This is a genomic window from Pedobacter sp. NEAU-ZC8 (assembly GCF_059278965.1).
This window is the reverse complement of record NZ_JCAJXC010000004.1, coordinates 31,187-49,453: the sequence shown is the minus strand read 5'-3', so window position 1 is coordinate 49,453 and position 18,267 is coordinate 31,187. Positions and strand designations below refer to the sequence as shown.

At 42.9% G+C, this 18,267-nt stretch carries 18 protein-coding genes; 14 read left to right on the top strand and 4 right to left on the bottom strand.

What is annotated here, in order from left to right:
• Window position 1 precedes the first annotated feature (1 nt).
• On the bottom strand, window positions 2-2,302 hold the full coding sequence (locus AC5WJX_RS04560; RefSeq protein ID WP_494483545.1) for an Rv1355c family protein: 2,301 nt from the start codon (window positions 2,300-2,302) through the stop codon (window positions 2-4).
• A gap of 119 nt (window positions 2,303-2,421) precedes the next feature.
• Here AC5WJX_RS04560 and AC5WJX_RS04555 point away from each other — a divergent pair, with 119 nt between their 5' ends.
• The 4 genes from AC5WJX_RS04555 to AC5WJX_RS04540 all read left to right on the top strand — a co-directional run bounded on the left by AC5WJX_RS04555 (window position 2,422) and on the right by AC5WJX_RS04540 (window position 6,633).
• Window positions 2,422-2,886 (top strand): response regulator, encoded by a 465-nt coding sequence (locus AC5WJX_RS04555; protein ID WP_494483544.1) that lies wholly within the window; start codon window positions 2,422-2,424, stop codon window positions 2,884-2,886.
• Between the two features lie 74 nt (window positions 2,887-2,960).
• Window positions 2,961-3,425: a response regulator gene (locus AC5WJX_RS04550; RefSeq protein ID WP_494483543.1), complete on the top strand. Its 465-nt coding sequence runs from the start codon at window positions 2,961-2,963 to the stop codon at window positions 3,423-3,425.
• Between the two features lie 152 nt (window positions 3,426-3,577).
• Window positions 3,578-5,626, top strand: a complete 2,049-nt coding sequence (locus AC5WJX_RS04545; protein ID WP_494483542.1) for a gliding motility-associated C-terminal domain-containing protein — start codon at window positions 3,578-3,580, stop codon at window positions 5,624-5,626.
• Window positions 5,626-6,633, top strand: a complete 1,008-nt coding sequence (locus AC5WJX_RS04540) for a PorP/SprF family type IX secretion system membrane protein (protein ID WP_494483541.1) — start codon at window positions 5,626-5,628, stop codon at window positions 6,631-6,633. Before AC5WJX_RS04545 ends, AC5WJX_RS04540 begins: the two co-directional genes overlap by 1 nt.
• A 3-nt stretch (window positions 6,634-6,636) precedes the next feature.
• Here the strand turns inward: AC5WJX_RS04540 and rpoN are convergent, their stop codons facing one another.
• Window positions 6,637-8,109 carry an RNA polymerase factor sigma-54 gene (gene rpoN, locus AC5WJX_RS04535; RefSeq protein WP_440430472.1) on the bottom strand — a complete coding sequence of 491 codons (1,473 nt, stop codon included), beginning with the start codon at window positions 8,107-8,109 and terminating at the stop codon, window positions 6,637-6,639.
• A gap of 172 nt (window positions 8,110-8,281) precedes the next feature.
• Here rpoN and mscL point away from each other — a divergent pair, with 172 nt between their 5' ends.
• The 8 genes from mscL (at window position 8,282) to tsaB (ending at window position 13,074) form a co-directional block, all read left to right on the top strand.
• Entirely contained in the window at window positions 8,282-8,740 is a 459-nt protein-coding gene (mscL, locus tag AC5WJX_RS04530; protein ID WP_494483540.1) for a large conductance mechanosensitive channel protein MscL, read from the top strand.
• Between the two features lie 109 nt (window positions 8,741-8,849).
• Window positions 8,850-9,656, top strand: a complete 807-nt coding sequence (locus tag AC5WJX_RS04525; RefSeq protein ID WP_494483539.1) for a LiaF transmembrane domain-containing protein — start codon at window positions 8,850-8,852, stop codon at window positions 9,654-9,656.
• A 2-nt stretch (window positions 9,657-9,658) separates the two neighbouring features.
• Window positions 9,659-10,714, top strand: coding sequence for a sensor histidine kinase (locus tag AC5WJX_RS04520; protein WP_494483538.1), 1,056 nt, complete (start codon window positions 9,659-9,661; stop codon window positions 10,712-10,714).
• Entirely contained in the window at window positions 10,692-11,426 is a 735-nt protein-coding gene (locus tag AC5WJX_RS04515; protein ID WP_440430476.1) for a LytR/AlgR family response regulator transcription factor, read from the top strand. Before AC5WJX_RS04520 ends, AC5WJX_RS04515 begins: the two co-directional genes overlap by 23 nt.
• 106 nt (window positions 11,427-11,532) lie before the next feature.
• The gene (gene rpmH / locus AC5WJX_RS04510; RefSeq protein ID WP_008241331.1) at window positions 11,533-11,691 is read left to right on the top strand and encodes a 50S ribosomal protein L34; all 159 of its coding nucleotides are present in this window, start codon (window positions 11,533-11,535) and stop codon (window positions 11,689-11,691) included.
• 62 nt (window positions 11,692-11,753) lie between these two features.
• Window positions 11,754-12,149 (top strand): ribonuclease P protein component, encoded by a 396-nt coding sequence (locus AC5WJX_RS04505; protein WP_440430477.1) that lies wholly within the window; start codon window positions 11,754-11,756, stop codon window positions 12,147-12,149.
• A complete protein-coding gene (gene yidD / locus AC5WJX_RS04500; protein WP_440430478.1) occupies window positions 12,133-12,366 on the top strand; it encodes a membrane protein insertion efficiency factor YidD in 234 nt (77 codons plus the stop codon). Before AC5WJX_RS04505 ends, yidD begins: the two co-directional genes overlap by 17 nt.
• A gap of 18 nt (window positions 12,367-12,384) precedes the next feature.
• A complete protein-coding gene (gene tsaB, locus AC5WJX_RS04495) occupies window positions 12,385-13,074 on the top strand; it encodes a tRNA (adenosine(37)-N6)-threonylcarbamoyltransferase complex dimerization subunit type 1 TsaB (protein WP_494483537.1) in 690 nt (229 codons plus the stop codon).
• A gap of 3 nt (window positions 13,075-13,077) precedes the next feature.
• Here tsaB and AC5WJX_RS04490 read toward each other — a convergent pair whose 3' ends face one another.
• The gene (locus AC5WJX_RS04490; protein ID WP_494483536.1) at window positions 13,078-14,667 is read right to left on the bottom strand and encodes a hypothetical protein; all 1,590 of its coding nucleotides are present in this window, start codon (window positions 14,665-14,667) and stop codon (window positions 13,078-13,080) included.
• Window positions 14,668-14,755: 88 nt separating this feature from the next.
• Between AC5WJX_RS04490 and AC5WJX_RS04485 the strand changes: the two genes are divergently transcribed.
• The gene (locus AC5WJX_RS04485) at window positions 14,756-15,139 is read left to right on the top strand and encodes a DUF423 domain-containing protein (protein ID WP_494483535.1); all 384 of its coding nucleotides are present in this window, start codon (window positions 14,756-14,758) and stop codon (window positions 15,137-15,139) included.
• The gene (gene priA / locus AC5WJX_RS04480; RefSeq protein ID WP_494483534.1) at window positions 15,140-17,620 is read left to right on the top strand and encodes a replication restart helicase PriA; all 2,481 of its coding nucleotides are present in this window, start codon (window positions 15,140-15,142) and stop codon (window positions 17,618-17,620) included.
• On the opposite strand, the gene AC5WJX_RS04475 is transcribed toward priA, so the two are convergent.
• On the bottom strand, window positions 17,617-18,258 hold the full coding sequence (locus AC5WJX_RS04475; protein WP_494483533.1) for a hypothetical protein: 642 nt from the start codon (window positions 18,256-18,258) through the stop codon (window positions 17,617-17,619). The two genes, priA and AC5WJX_RS04475, sit on opposite strands and share 4 nt — an antisense overlap.
• Window positions 18,259-18,267: the final 9 nt, after the last annotated feature.

Below are 18,267 nucleotides of genomic sequence, written 5' to 3'. Positions count from 1 at the left end.
TTTAGCTAAAGTGCAAGATTTTGTTTACGGGTCTTCTAGAGGTTCTGATGGTTGCTTCATCGGCATAGGATAGTCGGAACATAAACACACCTTTGCTGGCTGAAAGGGAAGGGAAGATTGTATTGATTTGCTTTTCTAGTGCAGTTAATTCCTGTCTCATTTTTTCTGACATACCTTCACCATTGGTGTTATTCAATATGGAGAACATGAAGAATGGTGCGGTTAGTGGCTGGAAAGATAGTCCTTGGAGGTTTGCGTCCATCCATACCCTTTGTAGGGCCTGCCCACCAATAAGATAGTTCAGCGCGGAGTATTCAGGTAATGTAATCAGGCCAATTGCTGACGATGATGCAATTGGGCCCTTTGAAATTTTTTCAAAAGCTGCCCCACCGCCCCATTTATTCAGGAGTTTAATTACCTCAGGACTGGCGGCAACACGAAGACCTACCTTATCGCTTTCTGCAAGTTCTAACGTTTTAATGTCCATACCTTCTTCCACCGGACCATCTGTTTCGGTGGTCCACTTAAGTTCTTTGGTATAAAAATCGTGATGTCCTTGCGGGAACATAAAGCGAATTCTTTCTACTGCGGAAACAATGTCCGCAATCTTTTTAATTTCCTGCTGATCCTCCAGGATCAACAGATCTGCCTGCTCAGTATAGCGTACTGTCTCTACAAGCTTGTTTAGCACCTGATCACTGATCTTTTCGCCATTACCTTTTTTCCGGTTGGTGAGACGAAGGTTTAATGCACTAGCCAGTTCTGGAAAATACGCTTTTTCCGGTTGAGTTGTTTGGAAGTAAATGGAGGCAATCAGACGCTTATATTCGGCAGAAGGAAACAGTGTTGCATGAGCTTTCAACCCTAGCGAACCTGCTTTGACTTTCAGGTTTTCAATTGCTGCACCCAGCGCAATATAGGAGGCGTTGTTGTTATAGTTAATCCATGAAGCAGCCTCTTTTTCGTCATGAAAGAGGTATAACATGCCATTACGATAGAGGAATCTCCAAGGTTGCGTATTTCCACCGGAAGGGGCGAAGCCTGCAGCAGTAACAATCTCGGTTACTTGATCCTGATCTAAAATGATCAGGCTTTCGTGGTTAGCCAATGGTGTTGCACTTGCTGCGCTTTCCATTTCTTCCCTGGTCAGCTCATCTGCAGTGAGGTCAACCACGCTGTAATCATGATCTTCCTTTGGAGTTTTATCTCCAATAAGTTCCTCGATGTCAATCCAATACCTTCCAGACTCATGGTACTGATCAAGAATGATCCGCCGACAAACATCGGCACATAACGCACCACCTAGTGTAACAGCTGATGCCAGCTGCGGCCAGGTTGTTATCGACTGACCTACCTCTATCATAGATGCTTTCAATCGGTTTGATAAGGTTTCTACACCGATCATCGCCAATAGAAAAGGTACTTTTTCTTCGTTCGTTTTCAGATATTTAACCTGTGTATGGTCCAGGTGTTCTATTAAGCCGTGCAGAATCGGGCGCTCTGGCTCCAGATCAAATCGTTCAACATCAACTGTTCCGCGATCACTGGCATCCATTACCACAGGGATTCCTAGTGCCTTCGCTTTATGGCGCAACAGAATTTTGATGTCTAAACCATCACATTCGTCTACAATTACATTAAGCTTACCGCCAGCCGTGAAAAAACGATCCATGTTTTCTTCGGTAAGCCCATCATTGAAACAGGTAACCTTCAAGAATGGATCAATCTCTTTGATCTCTCTAGCAACAATGATCACCTTTGGTAAGCCCAGGCTTTGAACCCCGGTACGGATCCGGTTTAAATTAGAAAGTTCGAGTAAGTCGAAATCTGCAAGCCTGATTTCTCCAAACCCTCTTTCCATTGCCATGGTTACAGATACAGACTGGCCAACAGATAAGCCTACCACACCTACGATTTGTTTGCCTAATATATCCCGTTCTTCCGGTGTAATCTTGTAAACATTACGGTTGGTACGCATGTTAACGAACTCCTCTTCATCAAGAAGATGTACTAGACGTTCCGACCATGGATAATATACCCATACACCGTAATCCTCCATACTTAGGTCACCTAAGTGCAAAAGCTTAAGTGCCTCAAGCTGTTCCGGCGCTGGTTTTTTCTTTGGGTGCTTCGATTTGATCAACTCATCAAGCTGAGAATCCAGTTCGTCATGGATCTTGATATGGGGTTTGGCATTCAACAATGCCTCCAGGGCATCACGATCATTGGGCTTATAAATTCTGAAGAACTGGGGCTCGTAGCTGAGATCTTTCTCTACGGAGTGGTTGGCGAGTGTTAACATTTTGACAAAAATAGATTACGGCTTGAAATTTCTAATTTATGCTTACAAAAATAGTTTAATTTAATAGAGAATTAGCAATTATAGATGTAATTACTCACTTTTGCTTCACATTAAATCACATGAACACAAAAGAGATCAATATTTTATATATAGATGATGAAGTTCACAATCTAAACGCGTTCAAAGCTTCCTTCCGCAGGACCTTTAACGTATTCACTGCCGAATCTGGTAAAGACGCGCTGCCGATCTTGGAAACTGAGGATATTCACATCATTTTGACTGACCAAAGGATGCCAAATATGACTGGAGTGGAATTTTTAGCGTCCATTTTAGATAAACATCCTGATCCGATCCGAATACTTTTAACCGGTTACTCAGATTTGACGGCAGTTGTAGATGCGATAAATAAAGGTCAGGTATACTTATATATCACTAAACCTTGGCAAGAAGAGGAACTTAGACAGAATCTGGAAAAAGCATTTGAGGTGTTTGACCTGAGAAGGCAAAATAAACTGCTTACGGAAAACCTGCTCGTGGTAAATAGCCAACTGGAATTTATGCTACGTCAGAAATTAATATCCTAGTTAGATCCCTTCGCCAAATACTGCATGCGACTGTCCAGGTAAAATTTTAAAATACATTCCTTACAAAATATAAAATGAGCGCCACTCCAATTAATGTTCTGTATATAGACGACGAAATACATAATCTAAATGCTTTTCGCGCAGGTTTCAGACGTTTGTTTAACATTTTTCTTGCTGAGTCTGCAGCAGAAGGTCGCAGGATTCTGGAGACCGAACATATTCATGTGATCTTAACGGACCAGAGAATGCCTGTGATGACGGGCATTGAATTTTTAGAATCCATTCTTGATGAGTTTCCCGATCCGATACGTATCTTAATGACCGGATTCGCAGATATCAATGCGGTGATTGATGCGATCAATAAAGGAAAGGTGTATAAGTATATTCAAAAGCCCTGGATGGAAGACGACTTACGGATTCATATTCAGAAAGCCTACGACATCTATTCTTTGCGGAAAGAGAAGAAAGATCTGACGCAGCGGATTCTAGAAACAAACAAAAAGATTGAAGAGCTGCTGCAGCAGGATCTTCTACCATAACAACTATGCGCAGTACCTGGCTTTTTTGCATCATTTTCCTTCTTACTTGTTTTGGATTTGTTGCAAAAGGCCAGACAACTTCTAATGAAGGCCTCGACTTCTGGGCTGTCTTTCCGACACACATCCCCACCGGGCCGAATACCTTGGCAAAAATGTCTATCTACATTACCTCCCAGCAAAATAGCTCGGGGAAGGTAACCGTAGCCGGTAACAGCGTTAACTTCGAAGTGCTCGCCAATGAGATTGTGGAGATACCGATCGAATACGCGCAAGCACACCTTGATTATAAGCTTTCGAATACCCTGATCAAGAATAAAGGTATTCACATTGAGGTCGATCCTGGTAAAGCTAAAATTGCGGTATTTGCTTTTATCTCGGCAAGTGCCCGCTCGGAGGCATACTTAGTGTTACCAAAAGACGCGATGGGCCAGCGATACTATGCAATTGGTCATCCAGGCACACCGGTACCTACCGATGCTGAAAGCGGCTACCACGGTAAACATTATCTGATCATTACGGCGACCGAGGCAAACACTGATGTGGTAATAACCAGGCCCGACGGGTCCTTAGTCACTCAAACACTGCCGGAAGCTGGTGATATCTTTATGTTGACAGGTGATGAGGATTTCTCTGGTACGAAAGTCGAAGCGACTGGATGTTCTAAATTCGCCGTTTATTCTGGTCACTCCGGCATTGCTTTCACCCATGAAGCCCAAATCATAACATCTTTTGACCCGCTGGTACAGCAATTATATCCAACCGAGAGCTGGGGCAGACGATATGGGCTAATACCCTTCTCTAAGCGTAAACATTTCTACAAGGTGATTGCTGCAGAAGATGGTACTGAGATCTATATAGATGGCACGGTGCAGGCGCGAATGGATGCAGGGGAGTCGTTTACACCCTCAAACTTACCCTTAACGCAACCTTCCATATTGAGCGCGAACAAACCCGTGTCCGTAGCACAGTTTGCCTATATTCAGGCTGATCTTAATACCGTGCCGGGCGAGGTGGCCTTCGGCGACCCTGATATGGTGATTCTAAATCCTGAAGAATATAACATCAAAAAGATCACGCTGTTCGCCTCATTTGATCGTACACCGGAGTTTTACCTTAACGTGTTCATGAAAGCCTCGGGCACATCAAGTTTCAAGATAAATGGTGTAGCACCTGAGGGCATATGGCGAAAACTTCCTAGTGACCCCACATATGCCTATATACAAATTTCCTTCAATCAATATACTCTTTCACAAAGCAGTCTTAGCTTAACCGCTGATGAAGGATTTAATGCTATGGCGTATGGCTTTGGAGAATTTGAATCCTATGCTTATTCAGCGGGGACAAACCTTGCGGTAAACAACTACCTGCAGTTCACAAACCTGAACGCAAATGTGACAAGCACAAATGCATGCATTAATGAACCCCTTGCTGTTAAAGTTGTTCTGCCGGCCAGAGCCACGAGATTAAACTGGCAGTTCGAAGATGCAAACCTTAACTTTTCAGAAAGTAACCCTGTGGCCAGGAACTTTGTCAATGACGAGGGAGAAACGCAGTATGAGTATGTTTACAACAATGGCGTCGTTCGCTATAATACGCTAGGCATTCACCAGATTTCAGTGATTGCAGAACTTGACCCGGGAACTAATCCCTGCCCTGATGAAGCAGGCAATAAGATCTACACTTACAATTTCGAAATTACTCAGCCAGAATTTAGTGTGCCTGATACCGTAGAGATTCTTGCAGGAGGGACAGCAAAAATCCCGGGTATTCCGGGAACCGGCAATATCAGCTATCGTTGGACACCAGCTTTTGGTGTAAGTGATGCGAATATCGTGAATCCTGTAGTTACCGCCGAACAGACAACCAATTATACAATTACTGCATACTCCGATCTAGGGTGTTCGATTTCCAAGCAAGTAGTGCTGAAGGTGGTCGACACATTTAATATTCCGAATACCTTTTCGCCCAATGGCGATGGCGTAAACGACGTTTGGAATCTTAAACTTTTGAGTACATACGAGAATTCACTTGTAGAAATATTCAACCGGTATGGACAATTGGTTTATGCTAACATCGGGTATCGGATACCATTTGATGGTTATTTTCAGGGTCAACCTTTACCGATAGGTACCTATTATTACGTCATCTCACCAAGAAACGGGAAGAAAAATTTGTCCGGTTCACTAACCATCATCAGATAATGAATTCCAGAAAGCTAATCTTCAGTTTGCTTCTGGTCATACCATTGTACGGCCGCGCCCAGCAAAAACCACAGTATACACAGTATATTTTCAATAACTATTTGCTGAATCCAGCTTTAAGTGGAATGGAGAATTACACGGATTTGAAAATTGGCCACCGACAGCAATGGCAAGGGATTAATGGTGCGCCGACAACTACCTTCATCTCTGCAAACATGGTGCTGGGCGATAAATATCTTTGGAAGAACGCATTGTCGCTGCCCGAAAATGGGGACCCGCCTATGGGTCGTCTTTATACGCAAAATTACACGGCTTCTCCAGCACACCACGGAATTGGCTTAATTGGTATGAACGACAAAGCAGGTCCGCTCTCATTTCTCGATCTTGCTGTCACGTATGCCTATCATTTGAAGTTGAACAACGCACTTAACCTTTCGTTAGGTACTGCGGTTGGTATAAGTCGGGCATCCATAAATGTAAATGAACTGCACTTGGAAAATCCTAGTGATCCTGCCTTAAGCAACGCAGGGAAGGCCCAATTGAATCCTGATCTAAGCGTTGGACTATGGCTTTATGGGGCACGTTATTTTGCCGGGGCTTCGGTACAACAGTTATTACAACGGGAAATCGGGTTCTCTTCAGTGTCAAACGGCGGAAAAGAAGTTGCCCATTTCTTTGTGACTACCGGCTATAAGCTGTTTATTGATGATGAAATATCAGCAGTCCCTTCAGTGATGATTAAAAAAGTAGGGAATATTCCCATTTCCTATGATGCAAACCTTAAAGTTTCATTTAGGGACAGGTTCTGGGTAGGGGGAAGCTATCGTAAGCAGGACTCGTTTGCTGCACTTGCAGGCGTTAATTTCAGTAATGTCTTCAACATTACTTACGCTTATGATTATGCTACTTCAAGGTTGAGGTCTTATACAAGTGGAAGCCATGAAATCGTTCTTGGCTTCCAACTAGATAATAGATATCGGGTACGCAGTACCCAAAGGATGTGGTAATTTCTAAAGCTCTTTACGAAGCCTTGCAACCGGAATGTTCATCTGCTCACGGTATTTAGCTACCGTACGGCGTGCGATGTTGTAACCTCTTTCCTTTAGGATGTCGGTAAGTTTCTCGTCAGCCAAAGGCTTACGCTTGTCTTCATTACTAATGCAATCTTCAAGAATCTTTTTAACCTCTTTGTTGGAAACCTCTTCCCCGCTTTCAGTTTGAATGGCTTCCGAGAAAAAGGATTTAAGCAGGAAAGTGCCGAATTCCGTTTGAACATATTTAGAGTTCGCAACGCGAGAAACCGTTGATATGTCCATATCAATTTTATCAGCAATGTCCTTCAGGATCATCGGGCGCATTTTCCGCTCGTCACCAGTCAGCAAATATTCATACTGATATTGCATGATTGCGTTCATGGTTTTCAGTAACGTCTGTTGTCTTTGTTTAATGGCATCAATAAACCACTTCGCAGAGTCCAGCTTCTGCTTAACGAACTGCACGGCTTCTTTCAGCTTTTTATCCTTCTGCGCAGATTTATCGTAGTGCTCAAACATATCAATATATGATCTGCTCACGCGAAGCTCCGGTGCATTCTTGGAGTTTAGGGTCAGGATCAGTACGCCATCATTATTGGTGATGTGGAAATCTGGAATGACCTGTAACTGCTTTGTTGTTACCTGATTGGAATCACCTGGCTTTGGGTTTAACCTTAGGATCTCGTTGATGACCTCTTTCAGGTCTTCACTGCTCAGACCTAATGATTTCTCCAGTTTGTCGTAGTGTTTACGGGTGAACTCATCCAGGTAGTTTTCTACAATTATAATGGCTTTCTGGATAATCGGATTTGAGGCATCCTTGCGTCTAAGCTGCAAAGTAAGGCATTCCTGCAAGTCTCTCGCTGCAATGCCTGGAGGGTCAAAGCTTTGGATCACTTTAAGCATTTCGAGCACATCCTCTTCTTCAACAATCACGTTTTGAGAGAACGCAAGGTCATCTATCATGGAGGTAATCGGCCTGCGTAGGTACCCATCGTCATCCAGGCTACCAATAATCTGCTTGCCAATGATGAAGTCATTGTTAGACAAAGGCACAAGGTCTAACTGTTCCTGAAGACTTTCAAAAAAGGTGCTCTCAATTGCTATTGGAGTCTCCTTTTTTTCTTCATCATCATCACCATTACTATATGAAGTGCTGTAATCATTTACGCTGTCGTCTTGAAGGTAGTCATCAACGTTGAACTCATCCGTATTTTCTTCTTTCGCACTAGCGTCGAAGTCATCGGGGCTATCATTCAAATCATCATATTCATTTACCGGCTCATCCGCCACCATCAAACTTGGATCTTCAAGGGCCGGGTTCTCTTCAAGTTCTTCTTTTATTCGAGTATCTAATGCAACTGTAGGTACCTGCAGTAACTTTATAAATTGTATCTGTTGGGGAGATAGTTTCTGAAGTAATTTTTGTTGTAAATGTTGTTTTAGCATATTGCACAAAAGTATTTTTATACCCGTGCCAAAAATAGGCATTTGGTTTAAGATATAAACTAATTGGCGGCTCCTTTATTGTGAACACCGGAATTTGTTGCCTGGTATTTAATTTTTTATTAGTAAATTATAGTTTAAATTGTCAACACACTCATCATTAAACAAAAACACTATGGGCTTTATCAAAGAATTTAAGGAATTTGCCATTAAAGGTAATGTGATCGACCTCGCTGTCGGTGTGATTATCGGAGGAGCATTCGGCAAAATTGTTAACTCAACAGTAAATGACTTGATTATGCCACCCATTAGCATCCTGATTGGTAACAAAGGTTTCGTGAATTTATTTGTGCCTTTGAACGCCAAGGTTCGGGAATTTGTAGCTACTCATCCTAATGCATCCCTTGAGGAAGTCCGCGCGGTAGGACCGGTATTTGCCTGGGGTAATTTTGCTACCGAGGTCATTAACTTCCTGATTCTGGCTTTCATTATTTTTCTGATGGTAAAAGCAATCAATACCATGAAGCGTAAACAGGAATCCGAACCCGTTCCGCCCGTTGTTGTTCCGCCAAGTAATGAAGAAGTATTACTGTCGGAAATTCGCGATCTGTTAAGATCAAGACCAAAACTCTAATGCATTTACCGGTAAATTATAGCTGTTTACCGGTACTTTCCTTTCATTCCTGGTCCTGCTATATATTAAACAAGTGTTCTGTTCTACATTTGATTCATATTCAAAGATCATGGAAACTTACAACAGAACACAAAACAGCAGGATCTACCGGGTAGGTGTTGGCTTACTTATTCTCGTAATCGGACTAAACTTCTTACTTAAGAACTTCGGGATTTATACATTCGACTGGCTTTTTAACTGGCACACTTTCCTATTTGTGTTAGGTTTAATAATCGGTGTAAAACGAAACTTCAGTGGCGGTGGCTGGCTTGCGCTAGTGCTTATCGGAGGATACTTCACCTTACAGGACCTAACGGACTATGAGTTTGGCAGGTTCGCGCTTCCTGTGGGACTTACCATTTTGGGTCTTTATCTAATCTTTTCTCCTAAACATGATCGTCCCTGGCGCAGGCGTTCCAAAAATAAATTAACCGATTTTACAACGGCGAACCCGACTGATCCGAATGCTTCAAGTTTCACAGCTGCGGAGCCGACGACCTCAACGCAGGGGCAGTATATGCCGCCGAACACCGATGATCAGTACGTGATAGACTCGGTAAATGTTTTCAGCGGTGCACACCAGAATATCGTGTCCAAGAATCTTAAGGGGGGTGAGATCGTTTCTGTATTTGGGGGTTGTGACCTCAACCTGACCCAGTCCAATTTCGAAGGTACTATTGTCATTGAGGTTGTTGCCATATTCGGAGGTGTGAAAATCATTATTCCACCTACCTGGGAGGTGAAAAATGAAGTGACAGCGATTTTCGGGGGTATAGATGATAAAAGAGCACTGATGCCTTACCAGGGTGAGCCGAGGAAAGTCGTTGTTCTTAAAGGTGTAGCATTATTTGGAGGTGTCGACATCAGAAACTTTTAAACATGACGACCAGGCCCTTATCACTCAAAAAGGTTCAGCAGATTGCAACCCCAGTTCTAGTCGTCTGGACTGCACTGATTTTTGTGTTATTTCACTATGTGCTGCACCTTAATTTGCGCCATTCAGCCATTGATGCCGCAACAACGAACGTGCTTCTGGCACTTGCATGTATCGTCATCAGCAATATTCTAGGATACTATCAACCAAAAAAGCAAGCTACGTTGTACGTGCTTTTCATTTCTCTGGTCATTACATCAGTCCTGGTAAGCCTTAACCACGTGGTGCTTGATTATCTAATCCCAGATCAGAATTACCAGATCTTCCTCGCTTTATCTTTGCCGATTCGTTTCCTTGTATTTCTGGTGTTCCTTTCCTGGTGTGCGCTTGCTAATATTTTATGGTATAAGTTAGAGGAACAGGCCTATATGCAGGAGCGCTTTTACCAGGTTCAGAACTTGGCCAAAGAAGCGGAACTGAATAAACTCCGTCACCAGCTGCAGCCGCACTTTCTATTTAATAGTCTTAATTCTGTTTTTGCCTTAACCATTGTTAACCCGAAAGAAGCCGGTACCATGATCACTAAACTTGCGGCTTTTCTTCGAGGGACGTTAAAACGTGACGATGATACCTGGGTTAGTGTTGAAGAGGAGATGGAGTACATCCAGCTGTACCTCGACATCGAAAAGGTACGGTTCAGCCATCGGCTGCAGATCGAAATCACCGTTGATGAAGCTAGCCTTGAGCAGAAACTTCCTGGAACCATCCTCCAGCCTGTCATTGAGAATGCCATCAAATTCGGGCTGTACAATACTTCTGAAGCCATCACGATTTCTGTTGATGTCCGTATTGCCAATCACATGTTGAAGGTTACGGTTAAGAACCCTTATGATCCGGACATTAAAACGGATGCTGGCACTGGCTTTGGCTTGTCTGCAATTAGAAGAAGATTATATTTGCTCTTCGCAGACAATGATTTAATACAAACAGAAGCTACACCAGAGAAAATTTTTATTACGACCATTAGCATTCCTCAACATGATAAGAACCATTTTAATTGATGATGAGCCCCTTGCAAGAGATATCATTAAGTACTATCTGGCTGATCACCCTGAAATTGAAATCGTTGCTGAATGTAAGGATGGCTTCGAAGGCTTAAAAGCAATTGCGCAATATGAGCCAGATCTGATTTTTCTCGACGTACAAATGCCAAAAATCAGCGGCTTCGAGATGCTTGAGTTGGTGGAACGCCGGCCTAATGTAATCTTCACTACAGCCTTTGATGAGTTCGCCATAAAAGCCTTTGATGTCAATGCGATTGACTATCTGCTTAAACCCATTGAAAAAGAACGTTTCGACCAGGCTCTGAAAAAGCTGATATCCAAAAGCCAAACCGCTACCACAGACACCTCCGAACTACTTAACACACCCGGAAACCCGGCCCATAGCAGCCGTGTGGTCGTTAAAGTAGATCGCAGCATTAAAATTATTCCGACTTCAGATATTCAGTACATTGAAGCAGATGATGATCAGGTGAAGATCAGCACGGCTGATGGTGCCTATTTCAAGAACAAAACGATGAGTTTTTTTGAGCAAACCCTTGATGCCAACCAGTTTATTCGTGTCCACCGTTCCTACATTATAAACCTGAACCAGGTATCGAAAATTGAGCTTAAAGAGAAGGAAAACTACGTGGTGCTCCTGAAATCAGGGCTTTGGTTGCCCGTTAGTAAAAACGGATATATGAAGTTAAAGGCATCCTTAGGTATTTAAACTCCTATAAAATTTACCAGGCTTGTTAATCTATTTGCATTTAAAATAAAATCCGACTATATTTGCACTTCTTATTTAAAAAATACAGTTAAGATATCATACAGTTATGAAAAGAACATTCCAACCTTCGCAAAGAAAGAGAAGAAATAAACACGGCTTCCGCGAAAGAATGGCTACAGCAAACGGTAGAAGAGTATTAGCTTCTCGCCGCGCAAAAGGAAGAAAGAAATTATCAGTGTCTGACGAGCGTCGCCACAAAGCATAATTTGATTGCAGCACGCATAGTGTAACGCAGGTCATTCGTATCTGTACTATCGCGATCAAAGCATGAAAACATTTATTAAAGAAGAACGGTTATGTAGCAGGAAATATTTAGACCTGCTATTTAAAAACGGTTCTTCTTTTTTATTATACCCCTTTCGTGTTTCTTATCTTTTTGTTGAGGACAAACAGGTATACCCTGTGCAGGTGGTTATCAATGTTCCCAAGAAGCGGTATAAACATGCCGTAGACCGAAACTTACTAAAACGTCGGATCAGAGAAGCCTACCGTCTACAAAAACAGGAGGGACTTTATGATCATCTTCCGCAATCCAAGGGCCTGTTACTGCTGTCACTGCAGTTTGTAGGTAAGCAGAAATACGAGTTCCCATTTATTGAAAAGAAGCTTAGCGCTGTGCTCAAGAAACTCCTCAGCAGTATAGACAATGATCAACACACTTAAAACCATCATTTCCTGGTTTTTCTTAACCCTGATCAGGATCTATCAATTGGTGATTTCTCCATTGCTTGGATCTAACTGCCGGTTTACCCCAACATGTTCCCAGTATGGAATAGAAGCAATAAAAAAGCACGGACCATTTAAAGGTGGCTGGTTAACCCTTAAAAGAATAGGTCGTTGCCACCCTTGGGGTGCACATGGGCATGATCCGGTTCCATAATAAACGTACCTTTGCTTTATGATTACCATCTTACAAATTGAAACTTCTACCCTGTACTGTTCGGCAGCAGTATCCGGAAATGGTGAAACGTTAAATCTTAAGATTGCAGCTGGTCAGAATCTCCATGCCGGCTCCTTAACTTTATTTATTGACGAGGTAATGTCGCAGTCTGGACTTCAATACGCAGATTTGGATGCAGTTGCGGTGAGTAAAGGTCCAGGATCATATACCGGACTGCGTATTGGTGTTTCTACTGCTAAGGGACTTTGTTACGCAGCAGATAAGCCGCTTATTGCAGTGGATACACTTAAAATGATGGCCGATGGGTTCTTAAAAGCACATCCTGAACACAATGATCTCGTTTGTCCGATGATTGATGCCAGAAGATTAGAAGTTTATACATCCTTGTATTCTCCCTTAGGTGATGAACTCGAACCGGTATCGGCACGTATCATCAATGAAAACTCCTATGCTGCGGAGCTGAGGGCTTCAAAAATAACTTTTATTGGAGATGGCGCAGCAAAATGCGAACCCATACTCAATAATCCTAATGCAACTTTTCTTACCGAAAATTTCAATACTGCAGCAAATATGTCTGCTTTAGCATATCAGCGTTTTCAGGCGGGTGCATTTGAGGATGTGGCCTATTTTGAGCCTTTCTATCTCAAAGACTTCATGATCACGGTATCAAAAAAGAAACCATTTTAAGCGCTACCGTACAAGCAGGCTGTCCGCTTCAACGCGCAGGGTTGCAGTTGTAGCAGGAGGAAGGCTAAAAAGCACATTTGACTGAAAGGTTCCCTGATCACCACTCAACTGGTAAACAAAGCTGTCAAATGCATTCAGGCCGTTTTCCGAACGGAACTGATTGTAATACTCCGGATAGATGGTGTTGATGATGATGTTCTGGGCTTTTCTATTGTTGATATAAAACAGAATGTTGGCGCTTAGTGGCAGTTGTTTGTAGACCTGACCATAGGTTTTATCAAGGACGAGAAGGTTATTATTCTGGTAACTGTTTCTAAAATCCAGCAGAGAACTTGGGTAAGCAGCAAAGATGATGTAGTTATTGATGATCAGGTAATAAGGCTTTTTGAAGCTTTTAAATGGCTCTCCAAAATAGTAGTAAAGCAGGTCTGGCTCCGTCAGCTCCCTGATCTCACCATCATAATCCCGGCTAAGGTCCAATAGCAGTTGTTCTACCTTTTCACCGCTGTTTAGCTTAATAGCGGCTAGCTTCTGTTTATTCTGCAGTTGAACGGTGATGGCCTGCGAGCTCGTATACCTTAAAAATACCTCATCAAGATTTAACCTGTACTTCTCGTTTATTGCTTTTATCTTCCCTTGTACATTCTTATCCTCCTTTTTAGTGGCAAACCATTTTTGTAAGCCGGTATGAAAGGTTTTGTAATCGCCAAAGGCGAATAGGGTATAGCTTGCTGTATTTGCCGGAAGCACTTTATCCAACTCTATTTTCTCGGGTTTAAGGTTGGCAAATAAAGAGAAGTAGCTGTCGGAATTTAACACCTTAGTTTCCCCGCTAAAGAATACTTTTTCCTTACTGAAGTTGTAGGTTAGTCTGGCATAAGCATGCTGCTTATTGAGCAGCCCCAGTTCAGCCCGGTTAAAATAAGGGGTAATGGATCTCATCAAAGATCCTAGCTGTTTGAAGTTGATATACAGGTTTGCGAGGCTGTTTTTACCCAGTCTGTCGCTCTTTTGAATGAAGCTGATGAAGTCTGCTTCTGAATTGTCTTTCGGACTGGCGATTAGCTTGTCTATCACACTTGATGCACTTGCAATCAAAACCACCCGTTGTTGTATCAAAACATAATAAGTTTGATTCGCAGAAAGTTGTACCTGCTGATAGGTAGCATAGGGCTTAAGCGCTAATCCCGACCGCTTCAGGCTTTCGTTCAACAGTTTTTCGTTGGCCTCCGGACGGAGCTGAACCGCAACCATAAAATCGAGCCTTTTCTGTTCCGAAGGATAAATGCCCAGGTATACGTCTTGCCCTTCAAACAAGGGCGCCAGTTCCTTGTGCTGTAATGCAGCTTGCAAGCCTTTTAGCGCCACAACCTTTTCTTCACCGACAAGATTGTTCAGCAACGCTTGTCCACTCAGGATATTTCGGACACTCTTATCATTCTGAAAGCTGAAAATAAATCCAGCGTTTTTGCTGACCAATTCCAGGCTCAAATCTGCTTTTACGCCCGCCTTATTCAAGGTTGAGAAATACATATAACTCATCCCTGAAATCAAAATTACTAGAGTTGCCAGTATAAAATATATTTTCTTCATCGGTGTGTAAGCAAATTTAATTTTAATAGTTGGAATACAGAGATACTGCCATGGTTTTCTTAATTTAGGCAGCTAATAAGCGCTATAAATGAATAAAAATATAGTTTTAACCGCTTCTGTATTTGGCGTAATGGCGGTAATTTTAGGTGCTTTCGGTGCCCATAGCCTGAAGGACAGTATCGGTGAAAATGCACTCGCCATCTGGACCAAGGGCGTAGAATACCAGTTCTATCATGTCTTCGCATTACTATTTCTGTCTAACCTTCCTGAACAAAGCAGCTTAACCAGACTGGCACACGTGTTCTTTGGTCTCGGTATTGTCCTGTTCTCAGGTTCCCTATATATACTTGCAACCCGGGAGATCCACCATCTGCAGCTCGCTTCCTATATTGGCCCTGTAACACCCATTGGTGGGCTTTTCTTCATCCTGGGCTGGATGATGTTATTTTTCACAGCAGCAAAAAAGAAATAGATGGAGCAAAACTTTGATACCGCTTTTCAGGAAAGAGAAACGTTGTTTGTAGAGGTCATTCTTCCGTTATCGTTATCAAAGAATTACATCTATCGTGTACCCTTCGAAATGAATGAAGAGGTTGCACCAGGGAAGCGGGTAATCGTACAGTTTGGTAAAAATAAGATCTATACAGCCCTTATTCGTTCTATTACAACCGAAGCACCGGTGGTCTATGCCGCTAAGTACATCATCGATGTCATTGATGCCTTCCCGGTTGTAAATGCTAATCAGTTTAAATTCTGGAACTGGATGTCTACTTATTACATGTGTAATGAGGGGGAGATCATGACTGCAGCATTGCCCGCAGGTTTAAAACTGGCAAGTGAAACCATCATCGTGCTTAAAGAAGATGCAGACCTGGAACATGCGGTGTTAAAAGATAAGGAACAGCTGATCATTGAATTTCTGAAGAAGCAGGAAAAGCTTAGCATTGCGGAAATCGCAAAGATACTCGGGCAAAAAACAGTCATCTCCCTGGTTAAGTCCTTGCTGAGCAAAGACCTGGTCTATGTCGCGGAAGAAGTGGTGGAGAAATACAAGCCCCTGCTGAAGACCTTCATTTCGCTAAACCCTGTTTACAAGAACGAAGGTAAACTTAAAGAACTCTTTGAGATCCTGGAGCGGGCGCCCCGGCAATTAGATGCACTCCTGGCTTTGATCCATCTTTCTAAGTCCACAAAAGAAGTGCTGAAATCAGATATCCTGAGTAACAGTAATTGTGGCCAGGCCTCCATAAAAGCGTTGATCGATAAAGACATATTTGTGCAACGTAAAAAGCCTGTAAGCCGCCTGTCGATGGACGAAACTGACGAAATTCGGAACTATGAGCTTTCCGCGGCACAAACTACCGCTATTACTGCCGTGAAGGACGCATTTCAGGAAAAAGAAGTCGTACTGCTTCATGGTGTAACGGCTTCCGGTAAAACCCAGATTTACATCAAGCTCATCGAAGAAGCCATTGCCGAAGAGGGGCAAGCGCTGTTCCTGCTGCCGGAGATTGCTTTGACAACTCAGATTGTGGAGCGCATAAAACATTACTTTGGCGATGCAATAGGCGTTTATCATTCGAAGTTCAACGATTTTGAACGTGTAGAGATTTGGAATAAGGTGTTGAATGGAAGCTTCAAGATCATTCTTGGTGCACGTTCGGCGGTTTTTCTGCCATTTCAAAACCTCAGGTTCATCGTTGTGGATGAAGAGCATGAAGCTTCTTACAAGCAGCATGAACCTGCGCCGCGCTATCAGGCAAGAGATTGTGCCGTTTACCTGGCCCATTTGCATAAGGCTAAGGTGATCCTGGGATCAGCAACACCATCCATCGAGAGCTATTACAACGCTTTAACACAAAAATATGGCCTGGTAACCCTCACAGATCGGTTTAGTGGTGTCGAATTGCCAAATCATCAGGTTGTAAGTCTTGCAGAAGAGACAAAGCGGAAAAAGATGGTTTCCTATTTTTCAAGTGTGCTGATTGAAGATATACAAGCTTGCCTGGAAAACCAGGAACAGGTGATCCTCTTTCAAAACAGGAGGGGGTACGCGACCATCCTGATATGCGCGACCTGTGGCTTTGCTCCAAAATGTGTGAATTGCGATGTAAGTTTAACTTTCCATAAGAGCAGTGGGAAACTGCATTGTCACTATTGTGGTTATCATCAGAACACCTTGAACATCTGTCCTGCTTGTGGTTCTGTGCATATTGAGCAGAAAGGGTTTGGTACCGAACGCGTGGAAGAAGAATTAGCGCTGCTATTCCCTGAAGCCAAAATCGCGCGTTTAGATGTAGACAGTACACGTACAAAGAACAGCCTGCAGAAGATTATCTCCGACTTTCAGGATGGTACCACCAATATCCTCATCGGTACGCAGATGGTCGCTAAAGGATTAGACTTCGACAATGTCAGTCTTATCGGGATCATCAATGCGGATACCTTATTGAACTACCCTGATTTTCGGGCATTTGAACGGAGCTATCAACTGCTCGCACAGGTATCCGGGCGTGCCGGCAGGCGCGACAAACAGGGAAAGGTCGACATTCAGGCTTACGATGATAATCATCGCATCATACAGCAGGTTGTGGAAAACCGTTATGAGGAGATGTATGAAGACGAAATTGCCGAACGCAAACAGTTTAATTATCCTCCTTTCTCCAGACTGATATTCCTTAACCTGAAACATAAAGATCCGGATGTATTGAATTATGCTTCGCGGATGCTGGCCAACGGCCTTCGGGCACAACTCGGTAAACGGGTACTTGGACCCGAACAGCCTTTGGTCTCCAGAGTGCGTAACTATTTTCTGATGCAGATCATCGTTAAAGCAGAGCGGGATACGGCCATTCAGAAAGTTAAAAATCTGATTACGGAAACCATCCTTCAGGTTAATGTAGACCCAGCGTTCAAAGGTGTCATCATTCAGATTGACGTAGACCCTTATTAGCGATTATTTCCGAAGTGAAACTGCAGACCCGTAAAGATCGGATTTAGCAGGAACTGTGACTGGTAATTTTTATTGATATTTCTCGCCTCGCTGCCAGCAGGTGTTATTTCCTGTTTGTTCTGGAAATAAAAGAACTCCACATTTCCTTCGGCAAAAAACGTGAGTTGTCTGAGCACATTAAGCTTCAACCCGAATCCAGGTGCAAGGGTAAAACCGTGTTTAGTAACTTTTGCAGCCGTAACGGTGCTAATCAGCCCTTCAAATTCATGTGAACGGTAGCCAAGGTCGGTTAAAAAGTAGGGTTGTACCACACCATAGTTGAAGTTCTTTTCAAAACCCATTTTTATGGTATAATCCCTGATCGTGCCACGACCGTTATCCGATTCCATCACGTCAATGTCGTCATTTAAGTAACTGCCGGATAGGCGGTAACTGATTTGATTATCATTAAACTTTAAGGTTATCGAATTCAGGTAACTGTTAACGTAGTTATCTTTCTTGGATTCATTCTGAATTTTTGGGACCTGCATGATTCCAAATGCACGTACACTCACAGAGTTGTTAAAGCTGCCATCAATTTGTGCCATGGTTAGGTAGCTCGTCAGCATTAAGATGCATAGAATAAGTATTTTCTTCATAAATCTCGT

Coding starts and splice junctions, on each gene's coding strand:
- AC5WJX_RS04560 (WP_494483545.1), bottom strand. CDS start 2,302: ATGTTAACACTCGCCAACCACTCCGTAGAGAAAGATCTCAGCTACGAG.
- AC5WJX_RS04555 (WP_494483544.1), top strand. CDS start 2,422: ATGAACACAAAAGAGATCAATATTTTATATATAGATGATGAAGTTCAC.
- AC5WJX_RS04550 (WP_494483543.1), top strand. CDS start 2,961: ATGAGCGCCACTCCAATTAATGTTCTGTATATAGACGACGAAATACAT.
- AC5WJX_RS04545 (WP_494483542.1), top strand. CDS start 3,578: ATGTCTATCTACATTACCTCCCAGCAAAATAGCTCGGGGAAGGTAACC.
- AC5WJX_RS04540 (WP_494483541.1), top strand. CDS start 5,626: ATGAATTCCAGAAAGCTAATCTTCAGTTTGCTTCTGGTCATACCATTG.
- rpoN (WP_440430472.1), bottom strand. CDS start 8,109: ATGCTAAAACAACATTTACAACAAAAATTACTTCAGAAACTATCTCCC.
- mscL (WP_494483540.1), top strand. CDS start 8,282: ATGGGCTTTATCAAAGAATTTAAGGAATTTGCCATTAAAGGTAATGTG.
- AC5WJX_RS04525 (WP_494483539.1), top strand. CDS start 8,850: ATGGAAACTTACAACAGAACACAAAACAGCAGGATCTACCGGGTAGGT.
- AC5WJX_RS04520 (WP_494483538.1), top strand. CDS start 9,659: ATGACGACCAGGCCCTTATCACTCAAAAAGGTTCAGCAGATTGCAACC.
- AC5WJX_RS04515 (WP_440430476.1), top strand. CDS start 10,692: ATGATAAGAACCATTTTAATTGATGATGAGCCCCTTGCAAGAGATATC.
- rpmH (WP_008241331.1), top strand. CDS start 11,533: ATGAAAAGAACATTCCAACCTTCGCAAAGAAAGAGAAGAAATAAACAC.
- AC5WJX_RS04505 (WP_440430477.1), top strand. CDS start 11,754: ATGAAAACATTTATTAAAGAAGAACGGTTATGTAGCAGGAAATATTTA.
- yidD (WP_440430478.1), top strand. CDS start 12,133: ATGATCAACACACTTAAAACCATCATTTCCTGGTTTTTCTTAACCCTG.
- tsaB (WP_494483537.1), top strand. CDS start 12,385: ATGATTACCATCTTACAAATTGAAACTTCTACCCTGTACTGTTCGGCA.
- AC5WJX_RS04490 (WP_494483536.1), bottom strand. CDS start 14,667: ATGAAGAAAATATATTTTATACTGGCAACTCTAGTAATTTTGATTTCA.
- AC5WJX_RS04485 (WP_494483535.1), top strand. CDS start 14,756: ATGAATAAAAATATAGTTTTAACCGCTTCTGTATTTGGCGTAATGGCG.
- priA (WP_494483534.1), top strand. CDS start 15,140: ATGGAGCAAAACTTTGATACCGCTTTTCAGGAAAGAGAAACGTTGTTT.
- AC5WJX_RS04475 (WP_494483533.1), bottom strand. CDS start 18,258: ATGAAGAAAATACTTATTCTATGCATCTTAATGCTGACGAGCTACCTA.